The organism is Pseudoalteromonas sp. 13-15, assembly GCF_001468205.2.
GTDB lineage: Bacteria > Pseudomonadota > Gammaproteobacteria > Enterobacterales > Alteromonadaceae > Pseudoalteromonas > Pseudoalteromonas marina.
In genome coordinates, this window is sequence record NZ_CP019162.1 from 1,565,138 (window position 1) to 1,582,536 (window position 17,399).

14 protein-coding genes are annotated in these 17,399 nt (G+C 38.7%); 6 read left to right on the forward strand and 8 right to left on the reverse strand.

Going from position 1 to position 17,399, the window contains the following annotated elements; translation table 11 throughout:
* Window positions 1-60: 60 nt before the first annotated feature.
* Entirely contained in the window at window positions 61-1,437 is a 1,377-nt protein-coding gene (locus ATS72_RS07270; RefSeq protein WP_058429569.1) for an FG-GAP repeat domain-containing protein, read from the forward strand.
* Between the two features lie 57 nt (window positions 1,438-1,494).
* Here the strand turns inward: ATS72_RS07270 and ATS72_RS07275 are convergent, their stop codons facing one another.
* Complete coding sequence (locus ATS72_RS07275; protein ID WP_008132298.1) at window positions 1,495-1,950, reverse strand: hypothetical protein; 456 nt, start codon at window positions 1,948-1,950, stop codon at window positions 1,495-1,497.
* A gap of 12 nt (window positions 1,951-1,962) precedes the next feature.
* Complete coding sequence (locus ATS72_RS07280) at window positions 1,963-2,238, reverse strand: EF-hand domain-containing protein (protein WP_008132299.1); 276 nt, start codon at window positions 2,236-2,238, stop codon at window positions 1,963-1,965.
* Between the two features lie 292 nt (window positions 2,239-2,530).
* On the opposite strand from ATS72_RS07280, the gene ATS72_RS07285 reads away from it, so the two are divergent.
* Window positions 2,531-3,385, forward strand: a complete 855-nt coding sequence (locus ATS72_RS07285) for a PA4780 family RIO1-like protein kinase (RefSeq protein WP_058429570.1) — start codon at window positions 2,531-2,533, stop codon at window positions 3,383-3,385.
* Window positions 3,386-3,418: 33 nt separating this feature from the next.
* Here the strand turns inward: ATS72_RS07285 and ATS72_RS07290 are convergent, their stop codons facing one another.
* From ATS72_RS07290 to ATS72_RS07305, 4 genes are all read right to left on the reverse strand, one after another.
* Window positions 3,419-4,090 (reverse strand): response regulator, encoded by a 672-nt coding sequence (locus ATS72_RS07290; RefSeq protein ID WP_058429571.1) that lies wholly within the window; start codon window positions 4,088-4,090, stop codon window positions 3,419-3,421.
* A gap of 74 nt (window positions 4,091-4,164) precedes the next feature.
* Entirely contained in the window at window positions 4,165-5,607 is a 1,443-nt protein-coding gene (locus ATS72_RS07295; protein ID WP_058429572.1) for an ATP-binding protein, read from the reverse strand.
* Between the two features lie 141 nt (window positions 5,608-5,748).
* Window positions 5,749-7,674, reverse strand: a complete 1,926-nt coding sequence (locus tag ATS72_RS07300) for an alpha/beta hydrolase family protein (protein ID WP_058429573.1) — start codon at window positions 7,672-7,674, stop codon at window positions 5,749-5,751.
* A 43-nt stretch (window positions 7,675-7,717) separates the two neighbouring features.
* Window positions 7,718-8,326, reverse strand: a complete 609-nt coding sequence (locus ATS72_RS07305) for a flavin reductase family protein (protein ID WP_058429574.1) — start codon at window positions 8,324-8,326, stop codon at window positions 7,718-7,720.
* Between the two features lie 185 nt (window positions 8,327-8,511).
* Here ATS72_RS07305 and ATS72_RS07310 point away from each other — a divergent pair, with 185 nt between their 5' ends.
* The 3 genes from ATS72_RS07310 (at window position 8,512) to ATS72_RS07320 (ending at window position 10,744) form a co-directional block, all read left to right on the forward strand.
* A complete protein-coding gene (locus tag ATS72_RS07310) occupies window positions 8,512-10,041 on the forward strand; it encodes a cryptochrome/deoxyribodipyrimidine photo-lyase family protein (protein ID WP_058429575.1) in 1,530 nt (509 codons plus the stop codon).
* 2 nt (window positions 10,042-10,043) lie between these two features.
* A complete protein-coding gene (locus ATS72_RS07315) occupies window positions 10,044-10,181 on the forward strand; it encodes a DUF2256 domain-containing protein (protein WP_006791449.1) in 138 nt (45 codons plus the stop codon).
* A 125-nt stretch (window positions 10,182-10,306) separates the two neighbouring features.
* Window positions 10,307-10,744, forward strand: a complete 438-nt coding sequence (locus tag ATS72_RS07320; RefSeq protein WP_006791450.1) for an OsmC family protein — start codon at window positions 10,307-10,309, stop codon at window positions 10,742-10,744.
* Window positions 10,745-10,813: 69 nt separating this feature from the next.
* Here the strand turns inward: ATS72_RS07320 and ATS72_RS07325 are convergent, their stop codons facing one another.
* A complete protein-coding gene (locus ATS72_RS07325) occupies window positions 10,814-10,993 on the reverse strand; it encodes a 2TM domain-containing protein (RefSeq protein ID WP_006791451.1) in 180 nt (59 codons plus the stop codon).
* Between the two features lie 218 nt (window positions 10,994-11,211).
* Between ATS72_RS07325 and ATS72_RS07330 the strand changes: the two genes are divergently transcribed.
* Window positions 11,212-11,976, forward strand: a complete 765-nt coding sequence (locus ATS72_RS07330) for an EAL domain-containing protein (RefSeq protein ID WP_006791452.1) — start codon at window positions 11,212-11,214, stop codon at window positions 11,974-11,976.
* Window positions 11,977-12,063: 87 nt separating this feature from the next.
* Here the strand turns inward: ATS72_RS07330 and ATS72_RS07335 are convergent, their stop codons facing one another.
* Window positions 12,064-17,391, reverse strand: a complete 5,328-nt coding sequence (locus tag ATS72_RS07335) for a DNA repair ATPase (protein WP_058429576.1) — start codon at window positions 17,389-17,391, stop codon at window positions 12,064-12,066.
* Window positions 17,392-17,399: the final 8 nt, after the last annotated feature.

The following is a 17,399-nucleotide window of genomic DNA, read 5'->3' on the forward strand; positions in this document are numbered from 1 at the left end:
TGCCGTAGGCTGAAAAGAGTCAAATATTCGCCTACTTAAAACTATACAAAGGGATTTACCATGTTAAAACCGTTTAGTGCATTACTTATATTGCTTGCACCTAGTACTTTATTAGCGCAAACCATGTCGATTAAAACCACTGAAGGGTTAGTAACAACCGACTCGACAACATTATTTGCTTTTAACAAAGAGCTTAAACAGCTAGAACGCATTGATTTACTATCAGCACAAAACTCTCAGCTCGCTCTGCCTGACAATGCAATTGGTTTTGACGTGGCAACACTTGCTAATACAAGCGATAAGCAAGCGCTTGTGGTAGCAAGTGACGGCATTTACAAAGCGGATAAAGAAAAACCTTCACTTTTATTTGCATATACATCTGTAATAAACCAGTTAGAAGTAACAGAGTTTGAAAAAATAAACTTTATCATTGATGCCAACAAAGATGGCCTGAGTGATATTTTGCTCCCAGACTTAAACCAAACAACCCTTTATATTCAAACTAGTAACGGCCAATTTACCCCTCATACTTTTGAAAAAAAGACGCAGTTTACTGGTGATTTTTCAAAAGATGGTCTCACCCTTGAGGTTGATATTAATAACCAACCTACAATTACAGATTTTAATCACGACGGCCTAAATGACTTAGTGTTTTTAAATAAACAAGGCGCCGATGTGCTTTACGCAAATACTAATGGTTACAACAAAGCCATGGTTGACGTTAATTTTAATATTGAGTTGGGTGAGCTTAGTAACGGTGAAAAACGCAAAATAAAGCAGCTTCTTGATATAAACAACGATGGCTATTTAGACTTTATTACCAAGCAATATAAACCAGTGGAAGGTATGGATTCGCTCGATATTGACATAGCGCATAACCTTTATTTAGGTAATAAAACAGGGTTTAGTCAAACACCTATTAAATTGTTAAATACCAGCGGCCCTAGTCAGCTTGTATTTGAAACAGACTTTAATAACGATGGCTTAATAGACCTGCAAACAATGGACTTAGACATTGGCCTTGGAACTATTGCCTCTATGGCTATGGGCGGTGGTAAAACTGACGTAGATGTAGAAATGAATATATATAAGCAACAAACCGATGGCTCATTTGCTAGTAAATCAAGTATAGAAATTGACCTTGAGATGGAAATAAATATGAGCAATGGCGATGCAACCCCACCCTTATACATAGGCGATATAAACGGGGATGACAAAACTGATGCGGTATATAAATACAGCAAAAAAACGCTCTATGTTTACTACGGCGAAGAGAACAATTTGCTAAGCAAAAAGCGTAAAAAAATAAAATTAACCCTACCTAAAAAAAGTAAAGATATTTTGTTAGTTGACATTAACCAAGACGGTAAAAAAGACTTTGTATTTAAATTTACCGAAGAAGATGGCACCAGTAAAATTAAAACCCGCTTAAACTAACCACCTACACAAAAAGCCCAGTATTACTGGGCTTTTTGTGTCAGCTTTTACACATATTTACGCTTTAATACTGAGTAACGAATCAGATTCAGACAAGCCAAACTTTTCTTGAACAGCCGATAGTATAGCGTCTTTATCTTCATCGTTTATTTGGCTTGAATACTGCTCGAGTAATTCATCAAGGTAACTTACTACATCTTCTGTATTAACTTGCTCTAGTGAATTTTGTGGCGGTGGAGGCGGTCTTTGCCCTTCAGGTCGGCCAGCATCACCAATACTTTTAGCATCAAATTCAAGCTCGCTCATCAATTCTGCCAGCTCTTTAGTCGGTGAAATACCCTGCTCTTCAAACGCAGCTTGAATGCTCTTTGCATCTTCAGAGGTTAAGTTTTCGGGATCAAATTGCGCTAGCGTTTCTTTTACAAAATCACTTTGTTCTGATGTTAGCGATACAGCTTGGCTTTTTTGCTGCGGCATAAAATTAGTAGCGTTATTGTTTATTGAATTGATCATGTTAGTTTCCTTTCAACGTTCACGACGAGGTGGTTTATGTTCACTTAATTCTTGCTCGCTGATTTCCCCATTACCGTCAGCATCAATTTCATCAAAAATAGTCTGTGCGTCACCGTGAGGTGGCTTTTTAGTATTAAATTCATCAAAACTAATTGCACCATTGCCATCGGTGTCGAGAGTTGAAAAGTCTGGCTTAGGCGGTTTGTTATTACTTCCTTTTGCAGCAATATTGGCCGAAAAAACAATGCTAAGTAATACAATCATTGCCGTTGATGTTAAATGCTTCATAGTAATAACCTTATATTTAGGGCGTGTTGATACCGTAAACTTACACCTTAAAAACGCAAAAAATGTGCAAACAATAAGGAAGTATTAAATGATTTAAAAAATTGATGTGTTCTAGGGCGTTCTGGTTGCTCAATTTACAATCAGCAGATAAGCTAACGCAAGCATGTGTAAATGCGCGTAATACTGCCCTTAATTCTCAAAGCTGATATACTGCTTGAGCATATAAAACAACTAATTACAGAGCACTTTCTTAAATAATGATTAATAACCAACTCCACTTAGCAGGCAAGCTGTGAAAACACCAAAACGCTTACACCCCCTTATCGATGACGGTTTAATTGATGAAGTACTTAGCCGACTAATGAGCGGTAAAGAAGCCGATGTATTTGTAGTTCGCTGTGGTGAACACATTCGGTGTGCAAAGGTTTATAAAGATGCTGTTAAACGCAGTTTTAAAAAAGCCGCACAATACCAAGAAGGCCGAAAAGTTCGCGGTGGTCGCCAAGCTCGCGCAATGGGAAAACGCTCAAGTTACGGGCGCCAGTTAGAAGAAGAAATTTGGCAAAATGCTGAGGTTGATGCTCTTTCTCGTTTAGCTAGAGCCGGTGTGCGTGTACCCGATACATACTTTTGTGTTGATGGTGTTTTACTTATGGAGCTTGTGTCTGACAGCGAAGGCGATGTTGCGCCGCAGCTAGGCCATGTAAGTATGAGTAAAGAGGAAGCTATAAAACAACATACACTGATGATGCATTACATTATGCTTATGCTGTGCGCGGGTATTATTCATGGAGACTTATCAGAGTTTAACGTGCTTGTTGACGATAAAGGCCCTGTGATTATTGATTTACCGCAAGCTGTAAATGCGTCTGCTAACAATAGCGCTGAAGCCATGTTTGCTCGTGACGTAAACAACATGCGTCGTTACTATAGTGAGTTTGCACCTGAGTTGTTAAATACCCAATACGCTAAAGAAATGTGGGCGCTATTTGAAGAGGCAAAACTTACACCTAATTCTATACTCACCGGTGAATTTGAAGATGACAGCGAAGAAGCTGACGTTGATTCAGTACTAGACGAGATACAAGCTGCAGCCGATGAAGAGCAAGAGCGACTAGCGCGCATTAACTTTTCAGACGAAGAATAAAACGCCAACGTTTTTGTTAATCGCTTTGCTCCCTTATTGCGGGTGTACAAAGCGATAACCTACCCCATAAACAGATTGAATCACACTCTCTGTTTTAGTTAATTCATCCAGCTTTTTACGCAATTTTTTTATGTGGCTGTCAATCGTTCTATGACTCACAATACGCTGATCGGTGTACATGGTATCCATTAAGCTATCTCGTGAATAAATTCTACTTGGGTTATTAAACAAAGGTTTAAACAACTGAAACTCAAAGTTAGTTAGCTCAATGTCGTTATCTTGGTATTTTACTTTATAGGTGGTTTCATCTAATTGCATTACCGATGTTTGTACTGCTGAAACGTTGAGACGCCTTAAAATAGCTTTTACCCGCGCAACCAACTCTGCGTAACTAAACGGCTTACAAATATAATCATCTGCGCCTAACTCAAGCCCTAGCAAGCGATCTATCTCTTCTACTTTGGCCGATACCATAATAATAGGCACATTAGAAAAACGCCTAATCGCTTTACATAATTCGATTCCGCTTTGACCTGGTAACATTACGTCTAGCAAAATAAGGTTTGGCCTATTAATTTCAAGCCATGGAAGTACGTCATTCCCATGGTGTATTTGATGAGTATTAAAATGATGATTCATTAAAAAATCACTCATTAAATTAGACAACTTTTCTTCATCTTCAACTATTAAAATGTGTTCACTCATTGGCACCTCTATTCGTAACGTAAATTCAAACCACTTAATAAAGTAGGCAATTTAAAGGTTAGGTTTAAACATTGTTAAATGGTTGGCAGGCGTATAATAATAGCTAAACCACCTAGGTCCGCTTTTTCTGCGACTATCTCACCATTATGACCTTCAACTATATGTTTACAGATTGATAAACCAAGGCCTGAGCCACCTTCTTGGCGGTTACGCGCACCATCAACTCGATACAGGTATTCAAACAAATGCGCTAAATGTGAAGACTCTACCCCAACTCCATTATCCTCAATACTCAGCTCAATAAATGACTGCCCTTTTTTACTTATGTTTTTAGCAGTTATTGAAATAGTCGTGCACTGAGCATAATGAACTGCATTCATTAAAATATTATCAAACAACTGCAGTAGCCGTGTTTTATCAGCCTCAACATTGGCGTATTGAGCACTATTTAATAGATAAAGTTTGATTGTATGCTGCTCAAATATAACCTGATATTTTTGCTCGATTGTATTTAACAGTATTGTTAAATCGGTTGGCTGCATGGTGTAGTGCATCCCCCCCAATTCGGCACTATTTAGCATATGTAAATCATCTATTAAGCGCTTTAAATGCATCGCCTCATCATTAGCTGAACTAATATTTTTGGCGTTAGGCTCACGTACGCCAAGTAACATTGCTTCAAGTTCACCCAGCAAAATACTCATTGGTGTTCTTAATTCGTGAGAAATATTAGCTAACCAGCGTTTACGTACTTGCTCATCTTTAGCTAGTGTAAAGGCCAGTGTATTAAAATCTTCACTTAATTGGCCTAATTCGTCTTTTCTATCAAGAGTCAGCTTAGTAGTGAAGTGACCTTGCGTAAGCTGATGCATCCCGGTTGCTATTTTTTTTACCGGGCTTACTAAATGCCGTGATAGTAAAAAAGTTAATAGCAACGTAAATAAAGCAGCAGCTATAGCAATAAACCATAAGTAGTCTGTTTGCTGTTCTAAAAAATCAAGCTCGTAGCCATCAACCAAATTATCTCTTTTTGAAACAGCTAAATAACCAATGACTATATTGTTAACAGTAATTGGCGTATTGATATAGGTGAGTTCATCGAGATAACGCCCTCTTATCGGTTGCTTATTTTTATCAAGTAACGCGTAATGAGCAATATCGTTTGGTCTGGGAGGGCCTTTCATATCAAAGCGACCGCGTTCAGGTGGTGGAGGCCTCATTGACCGGCCTCTAGGACTTGGGCGCTCTGCAAATTCAGAAAATTGGCTGCTTTGTAACTCGGCTTCAACAAGGCGTCTAAAACTTTTATTGTCACGGATGACTTCGTCCCACGAGGCACTGCTTTCATATTGCTTTGCGAGCTTTGCTACAAGCGGCTCAAGTGCTTTTATTTCTTTTGCATTCACATAATCAATAACACCTTGTCCTATGCTCCATTGTATAAGCACCACCAGCCCCGCAATAATGCTAAAGGTAAAGCTAAACAAAATTAAAAAAAGTTTATTGTGAATTTTCATGGGGAAGCGTTCACCTTAAAATTAAACCGCCACTTATAACTTGGCCATATTTAAATAAGTTTAACAACTAAACGTGCAAACAATGTGCACCTACTTAAAAAAGTTGTACAAAAAAGGCGACCTAAGTCGCCTTTGTATTGTTTAGTTTTTTAAATGTTTATCAAAAAAATCTAAAAAAGCCTGCAGCGTTTTAACGCGATGTGCCTGATGCGATAAATAATGATCGCCATCGTCTAACTCAATATAAGTAACGTCTTTATTTTCATCGTCTAATTCATCTTCCATTTCCCGGCTATGGTAAACAGGTACTACACTGTCATCGCTGCCATGAACTAATAATATAGGTCGGTTAATCTGCTTTGCATACGTTACAGGAGAGTTAGCTTCTAGCATATCGTCGTCTGTACCAAACTGCTTTCTGACTATTTCTTTATTGGTAAAGTAACGCGCTTTAAAAACAAGGTGTTCTAAATCACTTACGCCTGCAAAACTGGCAGCACATTTAAATGTTTCAGGGTGCTTAACAACCGCCATTAACGCTGCATAACCACCATAACTTGCGCCACCAATACAAATTTTTTCAGGTTGTGCAATACCTTGTTCAATAAGCCAATTGGCGCCATCTTGTAAATCGTCTTGCATGGCTAAACCAAAACCCTGAATAGATTGCATTAAAAACTCATAACCATATCCGCTTGAGCCTCTAAAGTTTGGCTGTAATACAGCGTAACCATGATAAGCCAATAATGCAGTCCAATAATCAAAGTTAGCGTAATCTCGCGCCATTGGACCACCATGCGGAAATATTATAGTGGGTAATTTATCGCCCTTTTTATACCCTACAGGCAACGTTAAATAACCTTCAATGGTTAATCCATCTCGCGCTTTATAACTAATGCGTTCTTTACCGCCGTATACTGTTTCATCAATTTGCGGATAGGCATCGGCAATGGCGCTGACCTGATTTTTTGTTCTGTCTCCTAATAAATAACTACCTGACGACTTTGCTGAACTAACGTAAAGTATGTATTTTTGTTGATCTTTAGTGGTGCTTAAAATATCAATATCGTAGTCGTCTTTAGGAAGCGATACTCTTAAAGAACGGTGAAGTCTATCTAAATCTGCATCCCAGTAGTTTACCCCGTCCTCTATGTGAGAATCAGTAAACCCTGCAACCTCACCTGTTTTGCTAGAATAAAAAATAGAACCATCAAAGTCGTATTTATCATTGCTGTAAATTAACTCGCGCTCTTTGGTAGTTAGGTTAAGTCTGAACAATGCATCTCGCCCGTTGTGCAAAGCCGAGATATATAAAAGATTAGGGTTTTTATCAAACCCTAATATAGAAATACTTTGCTCACTAAATACTTCGTAATCAAATAACGTGTCCCAGTCTCCGGTCTCAGCATTAAGTAATTCATAAGTAAATTGTGTTTCGTCCATTTTTTTAGCTATACGAACATTACCTTGCCTGTCGGCAAACCAATCTGTTACGTTATTGCGCTGTCTTTGTACTTTACTTTTGCGCAATGTATTAAGATCTAGCTCGTATACAGCAGGGTTATTTGGCACTGTAAAATCACCCTGTACCAAAATTTTATCTTCTTGATCTGGTAGAAAGCTCACTATACGGTCTGCAAATTGAGGCTGACGCTCATCTCGAGAAGGGACAGCTCTAAACGCTAATTTAATCCCATCTTTATTTGTGAGATTGTACGAGTACAAAAGTGTAGATGTATATTTAGCCCCGCCAAATTGGTACTTAATAAACCTAGCACCCAGCAAAATAACGTTATCATTAGCCCAGCTATACCAATCAAAAAATACAGTGCGGTTGTCTGCATTTAAAATTGCTTTTGTATCTCCTGTTTTGAGATTTTTAACCATTAACACTAAGGTGCCTTTGTGGTTTCGAACAAAGGAAAGGTTCTCACCATTGGGAGATAGTTTAATTTGGCTAAAGTCTTTTAAGCCCGCAAAGGCTTCTATCGGCAATTTTTTATCTTGTTCGGCGTGAGTATTAAAGCTAATAAGCGTGATCAATGCAGCAGCAATAAGTTTACGCATCAAAAGTCCTTTTATTTTTATGTTTTTAAATCAGGTCCGTATTCTATAACTGAGGGCGCTTAAGAACAAATTTATCTTTTGTCGTACTAAAGTAATCGCCACCCATTTTCCCTACAGCCTCTAACCGAGCAGGATCAATATAACCGTTTACTAATATTTCATCATCAACACATATACCAACAATATCCAATAACATCATTTTTCCGCCACCGGCTTTTTCTGAAACCGTAATTACATCACGCAAGGTACATTCATAGCGTACTTTAGAAGCCTCGACACTTGGCGGGCTCACTAATAAGCTTGGCGCCTGTTGTATATTTGCTTCATCAAACTCGCTTACGTTATTGGGGTAATTGGCACAGCTTTGGTTCATTTGTTCAACTAAGCTATGGCTAACAATATTGACCACGCACTCTTTAGTCGCCAGTAAATTAGTTAACGTGTCTTTGTTAGCGTGATCATGCGGATTTACCTGAGTTACACTTAATACAGGGGGATTACAGCTTGCTACGGTAAAAAATGAGTACGGGGCAATGTTCGCAATCCCTTTTTCGCTTAACGTGCTGATCCATGCAATGGGGCGCGGGCTTATACCGCCCACTAAATATGAATATACATTGTGATCAGCATTACTAGTTAAATCTAAAAACATATTTTTCCTTATTCTTATTAAAACTAAATCGCAATTTAAAACCTTTACGTACTAACAACTTAAACTTTTTTATTTTAGTGCGTTTTTTGTAGCAAACAGTACCCGTTAATAAAAATACAAACGCAATAAAACACCAAATAACGTGAACATTAATATACTAATTTAAGCTAAGAGTCGTAAATTAAATGCGTAAAAAAATAAATATAGTGTGGTTTAAACGCGATTTACGCTTAAGCGATCATCAGCCATTAAAAAGTGCGTTTGATACTGGCCTACCTACCTTACTAATTTACAACTTTGAACCACTTCTGCTGGAGGATGCTCATTATAATGAACGACACTGGCGCTTTGTGTACCAGTCTATTGTTGATTTAAACTCTCAATTAGCGCGCTTTAATGCAAAGGTGTATATATTCAATGAAAACATGCAAACTCTGCTTCAAAAGCTTAATGAGCAGTTTGAAATATCACATATTTTTAGCCACCAAGAAATAGGGCTAAATAATACCTTTGAACGCGATTTAGCAATTAAAGCTTGGTGCCACCATAACCATATTAACTGGCAAGAATCGCCAACAGGCGCTGTTATTCGTGGTAAAAAAAACCGTGACAATTGGAACGAACGCTGGCAAAAAACAATGCAGGCTCCGCTTGCTATACCCAATTGGAAGAATGTTAATACCGTCAAACTTAAAAATTATAACAATCCAGAATTACCTGAAACTTACACTCAAGATGATGACAATTTTCAGCAGGGCGGCCCGCTTCATGCAAGAGAAGTTATGCAAAGTTTTTTTACCCAACGCGGTAAAGGCTACCAAAAAGGAATATCTAGCCCTAGCTTAAGCCGCACCCATTGCTCTAGACTATCGCCATATTTAGCATGGGGAAATATAAGCCTTAGGCAAGTTTATCAAACTGCGATTGACGCTTATCATTCAAACCATCCCGACAAAAAAGGTTGGAAGCGCCCGCTTGCTGCTTTTGTATCTCGTTTGCATTGGCATTGCCACTTTATGCAAAAATTTGAAAGCGAATGCACTATGGAGTTTAAAGCATTAAACCCGGGCTATCATTCATTTCCGTATCGTACCGATAAACATGTAAAGCGTGATATTGAGCGCTGGGCGCAGGGGCAAACAGGCGTGCCTATGATAGATGCATGCATGCGCTGTTTAAAGGCCACCGGTTATATTAACTTTAGAATGCGCGCTATGTTGGTGAGCTTTGTAACACACCATTTAAATATAAGCTGGCAGCAAGCAAGCTTTCCATTAGCTAATTATTTTTTAGACTTTGAACCAGGTATTCATTATCCGCAAATTCAAATGCAGGCATCGGTTACGGGTATTAATACCATTCGCCATTACAACCCGATAAAGCAATCTGAAGATCAGGACCCAACAGGCGCCTTTATAAAAAAGTGGTGCCCTGAACTTGAAAAGCTCCCTATTGAATATTTACACGAGCCGTGGGAGCAAACACCAATGGAAGCGCTTTTTAACGATTTTAAACTGGGTGAAGATTACCCCGAGCCTATGCTTGATTTAACACTCGCCTCAAAAGACGCCCGCGAGCGATTATGGCAATACCGAGATCGTCCTGAAGTTAAACGTGCCATAGGAAAAATACTTAGAAAGCATGTTGCAATCACACCAAACACAAGCAAAGTAAAAAATAAAAACACCGCTAAACATAACACTACGGTTAAGTAATTATGGCGCATAAAAAACTAAACCTACCGCAAAAAATTTGCCCTATCTGTAATAAACCGTTTGCGTGGCGTAAAAAATGGCAACGAGATTGGGACAATGTCATTTATTGCTCAGAGCGGTGTAAACGAAATAAAAAGTGATTGCAATTTACTGGCGTCTATTTTGCAACATCATCTGAAATTAATGTTTTTTCGGTTTTATTTAAGCTTTTTGTAAATAACGCTTACCTAATCTGAAAAACTTACATTTAAACAAGGAGAAGATGATGACGATTAAAAAAACGGCAAACTCAACCTGGTCTGGCGATATTAAAACAGGCAAAGGCAGTATTTCAACGCAAAGTGGTGCACTTGATAAACAGCCGTACGGCTTTAATACCCGTTTTGAAGATGAGCCAGGCTCAAACCCTGAGGAGCTAGTAGGTGCCGCACACAGTGCCTGTTTTAGCATGGCGCTGTCGCTTGCATTAGGTGATGCTGGTTTTACAGCAGATAAAATTGATACCAAAGCAACGGTAAGCCTTGATGAAGTAGACGATGGCTTTGCAGTGACGCATATAGCACTTGAAGTAAAAGCACGTATTAGTGACATAGCTAATGAGCAGTTTCAGGCCTTATGTGAGCAAACTAAAAAAGGCTGCCCTATCTCAAAGCTGCTTAATACCGAAATGTCGCTTAATGCAACACTCGATAGCGCCTCATAACCGACTCATAGTTATTTTCAATAATATGCAACTTAAGCCAAGTAAGTTTTTCACTTGGCTTTGCATTCATTAGCCAACCCTTTTTGAGTTGTTTAAATCTAGTAAATCGTTAAGTAATGCAATCCCCATACCCAACGCAGGCCATATTACCCATAAATAATTTGGCGAGGTAATTAAATTAATGACTGTTAACAATGCTAATACAGCTAAATAACGCTTTAGATTTTCAAAAAATGTTGATGTATTCATATTTACTCTCCTCTTTGTGTATAGGGTTATTTTTAAGCATAAACAAAACAAATACAGCTGTTAAAAGTCACTCAATATTATGACAAGTGTCATTAATTAGGGCTTACTTATTAGTTACTTATTACTAGTTAAAGTATAAAAACCCATACTTTAACTTGTTTGTGTTAAGATCCATCTTAAACTAACCTTAAATACTTATATTAAAAAGGCCGAACTAAATGAATGAAAAATCAACAAATTGCACAAAAGTTACCTGCAGTAACTGTGAAGATGCAAACACACTTGAGTTTGATTTTTCAATGGCGTTTCAACCGATCATAAATTGCCAAAGCAACAATATTTTTGGCTACGAGGCATTAGTAAGAGGACTAAACGGCGAATCTGCTTATTCTATTATTTCTAAGGTAAACGAAAGTAACCGCTATGCGTTTGACCAGCTTTGCCGTATTAAAGCAATTGAACTTGCAGCCAAACTAGGCATTACCTCAATGCTAAGCATTAACTTTTTACCCAACGCTATTTATAAGCCTGAGCGCTGTATACGTACTACATTAGAGGCGGCTAAAAAGTATAATTTTCCTATTAAAAACATCATGTTTGAATTTACCGAGGTAGAAAAAGTAGAAGATACTGCACATATAAAGCGTGTAGTTGATTATTATCAATCATTAGGCTTTAAAACCGCCACAGACGACTTTGGTGCAGGTTACTCTGGCTTAAATCTACTTGCTGACTTTCAAACAGATATCATTAAGCTAGATATGGCACTTATACGAGATATAAACAGCGATAAAAAACGCCAATTGATAGTAACCCACTGCCTAAATATGTTTAAAGATTTAAATATTACAGCACTGGCTGAAGGTATAGAAACAGTAGAAGAATACGTGTGGCTTAAACACGCGGGGGTTGAATTAATGCAGGGCTACTTATTTGCAAAGCCTGGCTTTGAGTGCTTACCCAATGTGAACCTTGATTTGTAAAGTAGAGAATAATCGCACACCTTAAATTTATACAAAGCTTGATTAATGCCGCTCATTGTAAAGCGGCATTAATCTATTAAGTCTAACCTACTGCTTACCTGACCATGCCTGCACTAATTGGGTTAATTGCTGTTTTATATCATTACTAGCAATTGCCTGACTTAGGGTTTCAGTTAACACTTTAATTTCGTCCTGATTACTATTTTGTGCAATAACCTCACCTAACTGCTGCCCAAACATCGTAATTGTTTGATTAACATTGTTAGCATTGAGTGTTTTATTGAGTTCGCTTAAATGAGAATGTGCGCTACTTTTCTCAATGACACTAACTAGCTCTGCAACACTGCTTTTATCTGGCGCTTGGTGTAATAAGCTTTGAAGTGTTTCATTAAGTACATTAAAGCCCTGAGAGCTATCTAAATTGGCCAAACCTTCGCCAACCGTGCCAATTGATGCATTGTAATCATAACTTAAATTACTTTTACTGAGCTTACTTGCAATGCCCTCTAACGCCTCATGCAAATATCCCATTTGCTCAACCGCCATCATTACTGGGCTACCAGCACCATCAAGTTTATTTAATCTAACAAAGTCACCTTTAATTTGCTCATAGCGCGCTTGTTCTTGCGCTGTAGCAGTACCACGCAGTTCACCTAACTTAAGTAGATTCTCTTCAGAGCCTTTACTGAGTGTTTGAGCCTCACCTCGGTAATGATCGCAAATTAAATTCTCGAGCTCTTCGTCATTCATAGCTGCAACAACTTTTTCAGCCATTTTATTCATATTACGGTAGCTACCTTGTAGCTTGAACGGCGGCTCTGTACGGTAGTTGTTGTCTTGCGCAGCTGAAGCAATATATTGCGCATTTACTTTTAATACGGTGTCTCTAATAGTGATCAGTTTATTAATTACCGCTTTAATTTCGTTGGCCTCAGCTTGTGAGTAACCATACTCAAGCTCGTTAAGAGGTATATCTTCACCTTGGCAAATACGCACAAATTTGTATAAATCGTCCATATTTCTGTTTGCCAGCGGTGCAAGCACGGAGTTAGATGTAAGGGCATTTTCTATAAAGCTCATTGCAAACTCTTGCTCGCACCCTGCTAACGTATCACCTAAGTTATAAATATCGGCCCTGTTAGCAAGCATATCCGGTATTTTAAAGCTCTCACCCGATTCGGTATAGGGGTTACCCGCCATAACCACAGCAAACTTTTTACCACGTAAATCATACGTTTTACTTTTGCCATTCCACACGCCATCAATTCGGCGCGAGCCATCACATAGCGAAATAAACTTTTGTAAAAATTCAGGGTTTGTATGCTGAATATCATCTAAATAAAGCATTACGTTATTGCCCATTTCAAAGCTTTGATTGATTTTAGCAATCTCTTTTTCGGCAGTTGCGTTAATGGCTTGAGATGGGTCAAGTGATACTTGGTCGTGCCCTATTGACGGGCAATTTACTTTTACAAATGTTAAGCCTAGGCGATTAGCCACGTATTCAACTAACGTAGTTTTACCATAACCAGGCGGCGATATAAGTAATAGCATCCCCATTAAATCGGTGCGTTTGTTTTTACCCGCTGAGCCAATTTGTTTTGCTAAGTTATCGCCAATAATTGGAAAGTACACTTTATTAATAAGCTGGTTTCGCACAAATGAACTCAAAGGCCGCGCTTTAAATTCATCTAATTGTAAGCGCTCTTTTTGCTCAGCTAAAATTTCACTGCGTAGAGAATGGTATTGCTCAAAGGCAGGGACTTGTTCAGTAATATACTCTCGCGTGCGTGCATAAAACGACGCATAATCAACTTGAAGTGTTTGCTCACTTATTTGCTTATGCTGCCCCATTAATCCACTAACAGTGTAATCGGCATTTACATCTAAAACGCTGTATTTGAAAGAAGTAGAGGCTGTTAAATGAAGGTAATTCGCAGCTTCAGCTTGAACTTCAGCGCTAATATTACTGTGTTGTAAACAATAGGCATTTAGCCAACTTAAATAAAGTAGACCGCGCTCATCTGTGCTATTAAGTGTGGTATTAGCTTGGGTTAGCTCTTTGCTAAACCCCTTACTATTTGCATCACTATTAAACTGCTCGGCGAGGTTTTTAGCTTGCTGAGATACTATAAACAGAGGCTCATCTGCACTTTTTTGCTGCGCCAATTGCTTAATTAAATATGCTGCGCTGAGCTCACTTGATAAATTACTAAAGTGCACAAGCATACGAGGTATCGTATTTAAAAACTCGCTGATATATTCACTCAGTTGAGATGTTAAAGCGCTAATAAAGTTAATTGCACCAAAGTGCGTTTCCATCAACAATGCATTTTTTGCTTGGTGATAAAAAGTTGCTAACTGCTCTGCTGACAATTGCGCGCTGTAAAGCTGCGCAACTACCCTACAACTCACTGGGTAAATGAGTAAATCAAGGGTGCTTTTTTGATTAAGTAACGACTCTATTATTGCGCTAGCGTCATGATCGTGTATGCCCTTTTCGTAACCTTCTTGGTAACGAGGCTCAGCAAATTTTTGCACTACATTTAAAAGCGTACCGTTGTCTTTAGCTTGCTGTAATTGTACAAATGTAAGTGCATGCTCACTATTCTCACATGCCAATAAAATTTGCGCAGCTAAATATTCACCTCGATAAATAGTGCTGTTTTCAGACACGAGCGCTTGCTGCCACAAGTGGCGACTTTGCGCTAATGTTTCAACACTTTTTGCGTCGGTAATCGGCTCAAAATAATCGGTCCCTGTTAAATGCAGCATTAGCTGCTCATCGCGAGGCAGTAAGGTTAAATCAAGTAATTGCTTATTAACACTAAATGCGTGCTTACCTATACTTATCGTATTACCGCCATCGGTAAATATATCTTGTTTGTCACGTAATGAGCGAATGCCCTGATCTTTGCTTGCTTTTAGTTTTGACTGAATATCATCGGCACGTATTTCGTCGCCAATATCTTTTAACTCTTGTGTAAGTGCACGTAACTTACTGATCATCGGATCAGCTGCAAAGTAGGTGTTTAACGCATCTAACTCAGTGAAGCTTTGCGAACGTCGATTAACACCTTGTAAAATACGCTCTGCGGCATTTGCTAAATTAAGCGCACGTCGCTGACGCGCATCAATTAAGCTTTGCTTATGTGCTTCAAAGCTTTCGTAAACGTCGTCTCGCTTGGCTATTATTTCGCTGAGGTATTCATCAAAATCGCTAAATTGCGACTCGAGCTCTTCTAGCTGTATTAGCAAACGCGATAATTGATCGTCACACGCCTCAGGGGTTTTTGCATTATTTAATGCATTAGTAATACTTTGTGAAAATAGTTTAAAACGAGCGGCAAACTCAGCTTTAGCCTCAACACTGCCTAAGCTTTTTTGACGTATTTCTATGCCTGCTTTTGCCCTATTAACTAACGCATATACACCGCTAATATCTTCTAAAATTTGAGTGCGAATACGGCTATCGTCTATGTCTAAATCAAGCATTGTGTGGTTAAGCAAATCAAGCTCTACACTTTGTTTATCAAGCTCGGCAACATAGGTTTTAAGTTCGGTTACGCTTTCACTCTTAGCGCTTAGCTCTTCGAGTTCTTTTAATTTTTTATGATACGGCTCAAGTGCTGTTGATTGCTGTAAAAAAGCAGCAGTAGCTTGGCTTACACCGCTCAAATGCTCATCTACATCAGCTTGTAACTGGTTAAGCGCATCGGTGTCTATGTACTTAATATCTTCAAGGCTGATTATTTGCCCTTTTAGTTCTTTTAACGCGTCTATTGCCGTAACAAATTCAGACACTGCTTTAAAGCTATCGGGGCGAACCTCTCGTGTTACTTCTGTGTACTGTTTAGTTATATCTGCAAGTGCTTGCTTAGCTTTGTTCTGTATTTCAGTTACTTTTTCAAACTCATCAAGTACTTGTTCTGCTGTCTCAAAAATACTGTGCAAGCTTTGCGCTATGTCAGCAAACTCATTTTCATTAAGCCAATGATAGCGATCAAATATATTTCGACTCAGCGATATCATATCTTCGTAGTGAAACAAACTTGGGCTTTGCTCGTTAATCGCTTTGCATACACTATATAAATCTGAAATACCGCGTACTAAATCGGGGTTACCAATTTTTCCAAAAAAACTCGTTAAAGCAGGTGCATTGGCGGCAAACTCAGCTGATACAAATGGGCTTTGCCATATTTGGATCGGGTGTACGCGTTCAGCTTGTTCGTTATCGGCTTTGAAGGTTAACGCTATGCCATCGTTGTAAATACCATAACCGTGACAGTAAATTGGGTTTTGTAAGTTTTTATCAATAATATTGTAAGCAAATAAAGCATAGCGTCCTTCGCTTGGCTCATAAAATACATACAATACATCTTCTCCATTGGGCGATTTAACTTGGCGATGAAATTCTAAATCATCAATTTGTTCTTCAAATGAGCGAGCTTGTCCCGACTGCAAATAGTAACCACCGGGGAAAATAATACCGTGGTCTTCGGGCAGCGTAACACATGCGCTACCAATGGCATCTTGACGCGTAACCTGCAAAGTGCGGCTGTTAAAAATAAAATAGCGCCACTGCTTTTCTCGGTATGGCAAAATTTTAAGTAAAATCAAGTCACCCACTTGCGCGTATTCAACCTCGCTATCAGCAAGCGATTGGTTTTTATCTTCAACAGGTTCTTGATGAATGCCTTCGCCGGTTTCGGTGCTGTTTTCTATTTTTATGGTGAGTGTGCCACCAATGGTTTCAACAAATACGGTATCGGCAATATTTATATGACCGTGACGCCCTTCAACATGATCACTGCGGTCTGTTTGTTGCCATTCAAAATCATAATCGTGTGCGTGCTTTATATCGCGTTCACCGCGATTATCAATATAATGAATAGTGTTATCTGAGTGTATCTCCCATCTAAACACTCGCACGTCAGAGAGCTTTTCACCAATCTGAAACAACGCAAATAACTTGCCGTTTTGCTGATATAGGTGCTGCAACTTAGTTTGCTTGTAGTAAGTATAAAGCTCTTCAAAATCGCGAATAAAACGAGTATCGGTTAAAAATAAGGTTTTTTCTGGGTAGAGTTCAATCTCAAAGTGGTCCTCTTGCTGAACCAATTTGTGCACACTAAATACATCATCAATTGAGGTTTCTTTTTTCAGACCCAAAAACACGTTGTAAGCAAAAATAACCTTGTCGCCTACAATCACAATATCGCGAGGCGTACAGTTTTGCTCAGTTCGCGCACGCACGCGCCCTTTAACCTGAAGCTCTGTACTACCAAACTCGTTAATGCGTGAGGCATTAACTTTATCTGTTTGCGTTTTTAGTGTTACGCCAAAATTATTTAAACGACGCTTGATTAAATCGTACGATCCCTGCTCTAAAGCATGTTGTGTTGAGTCCGTCATTAAACCTT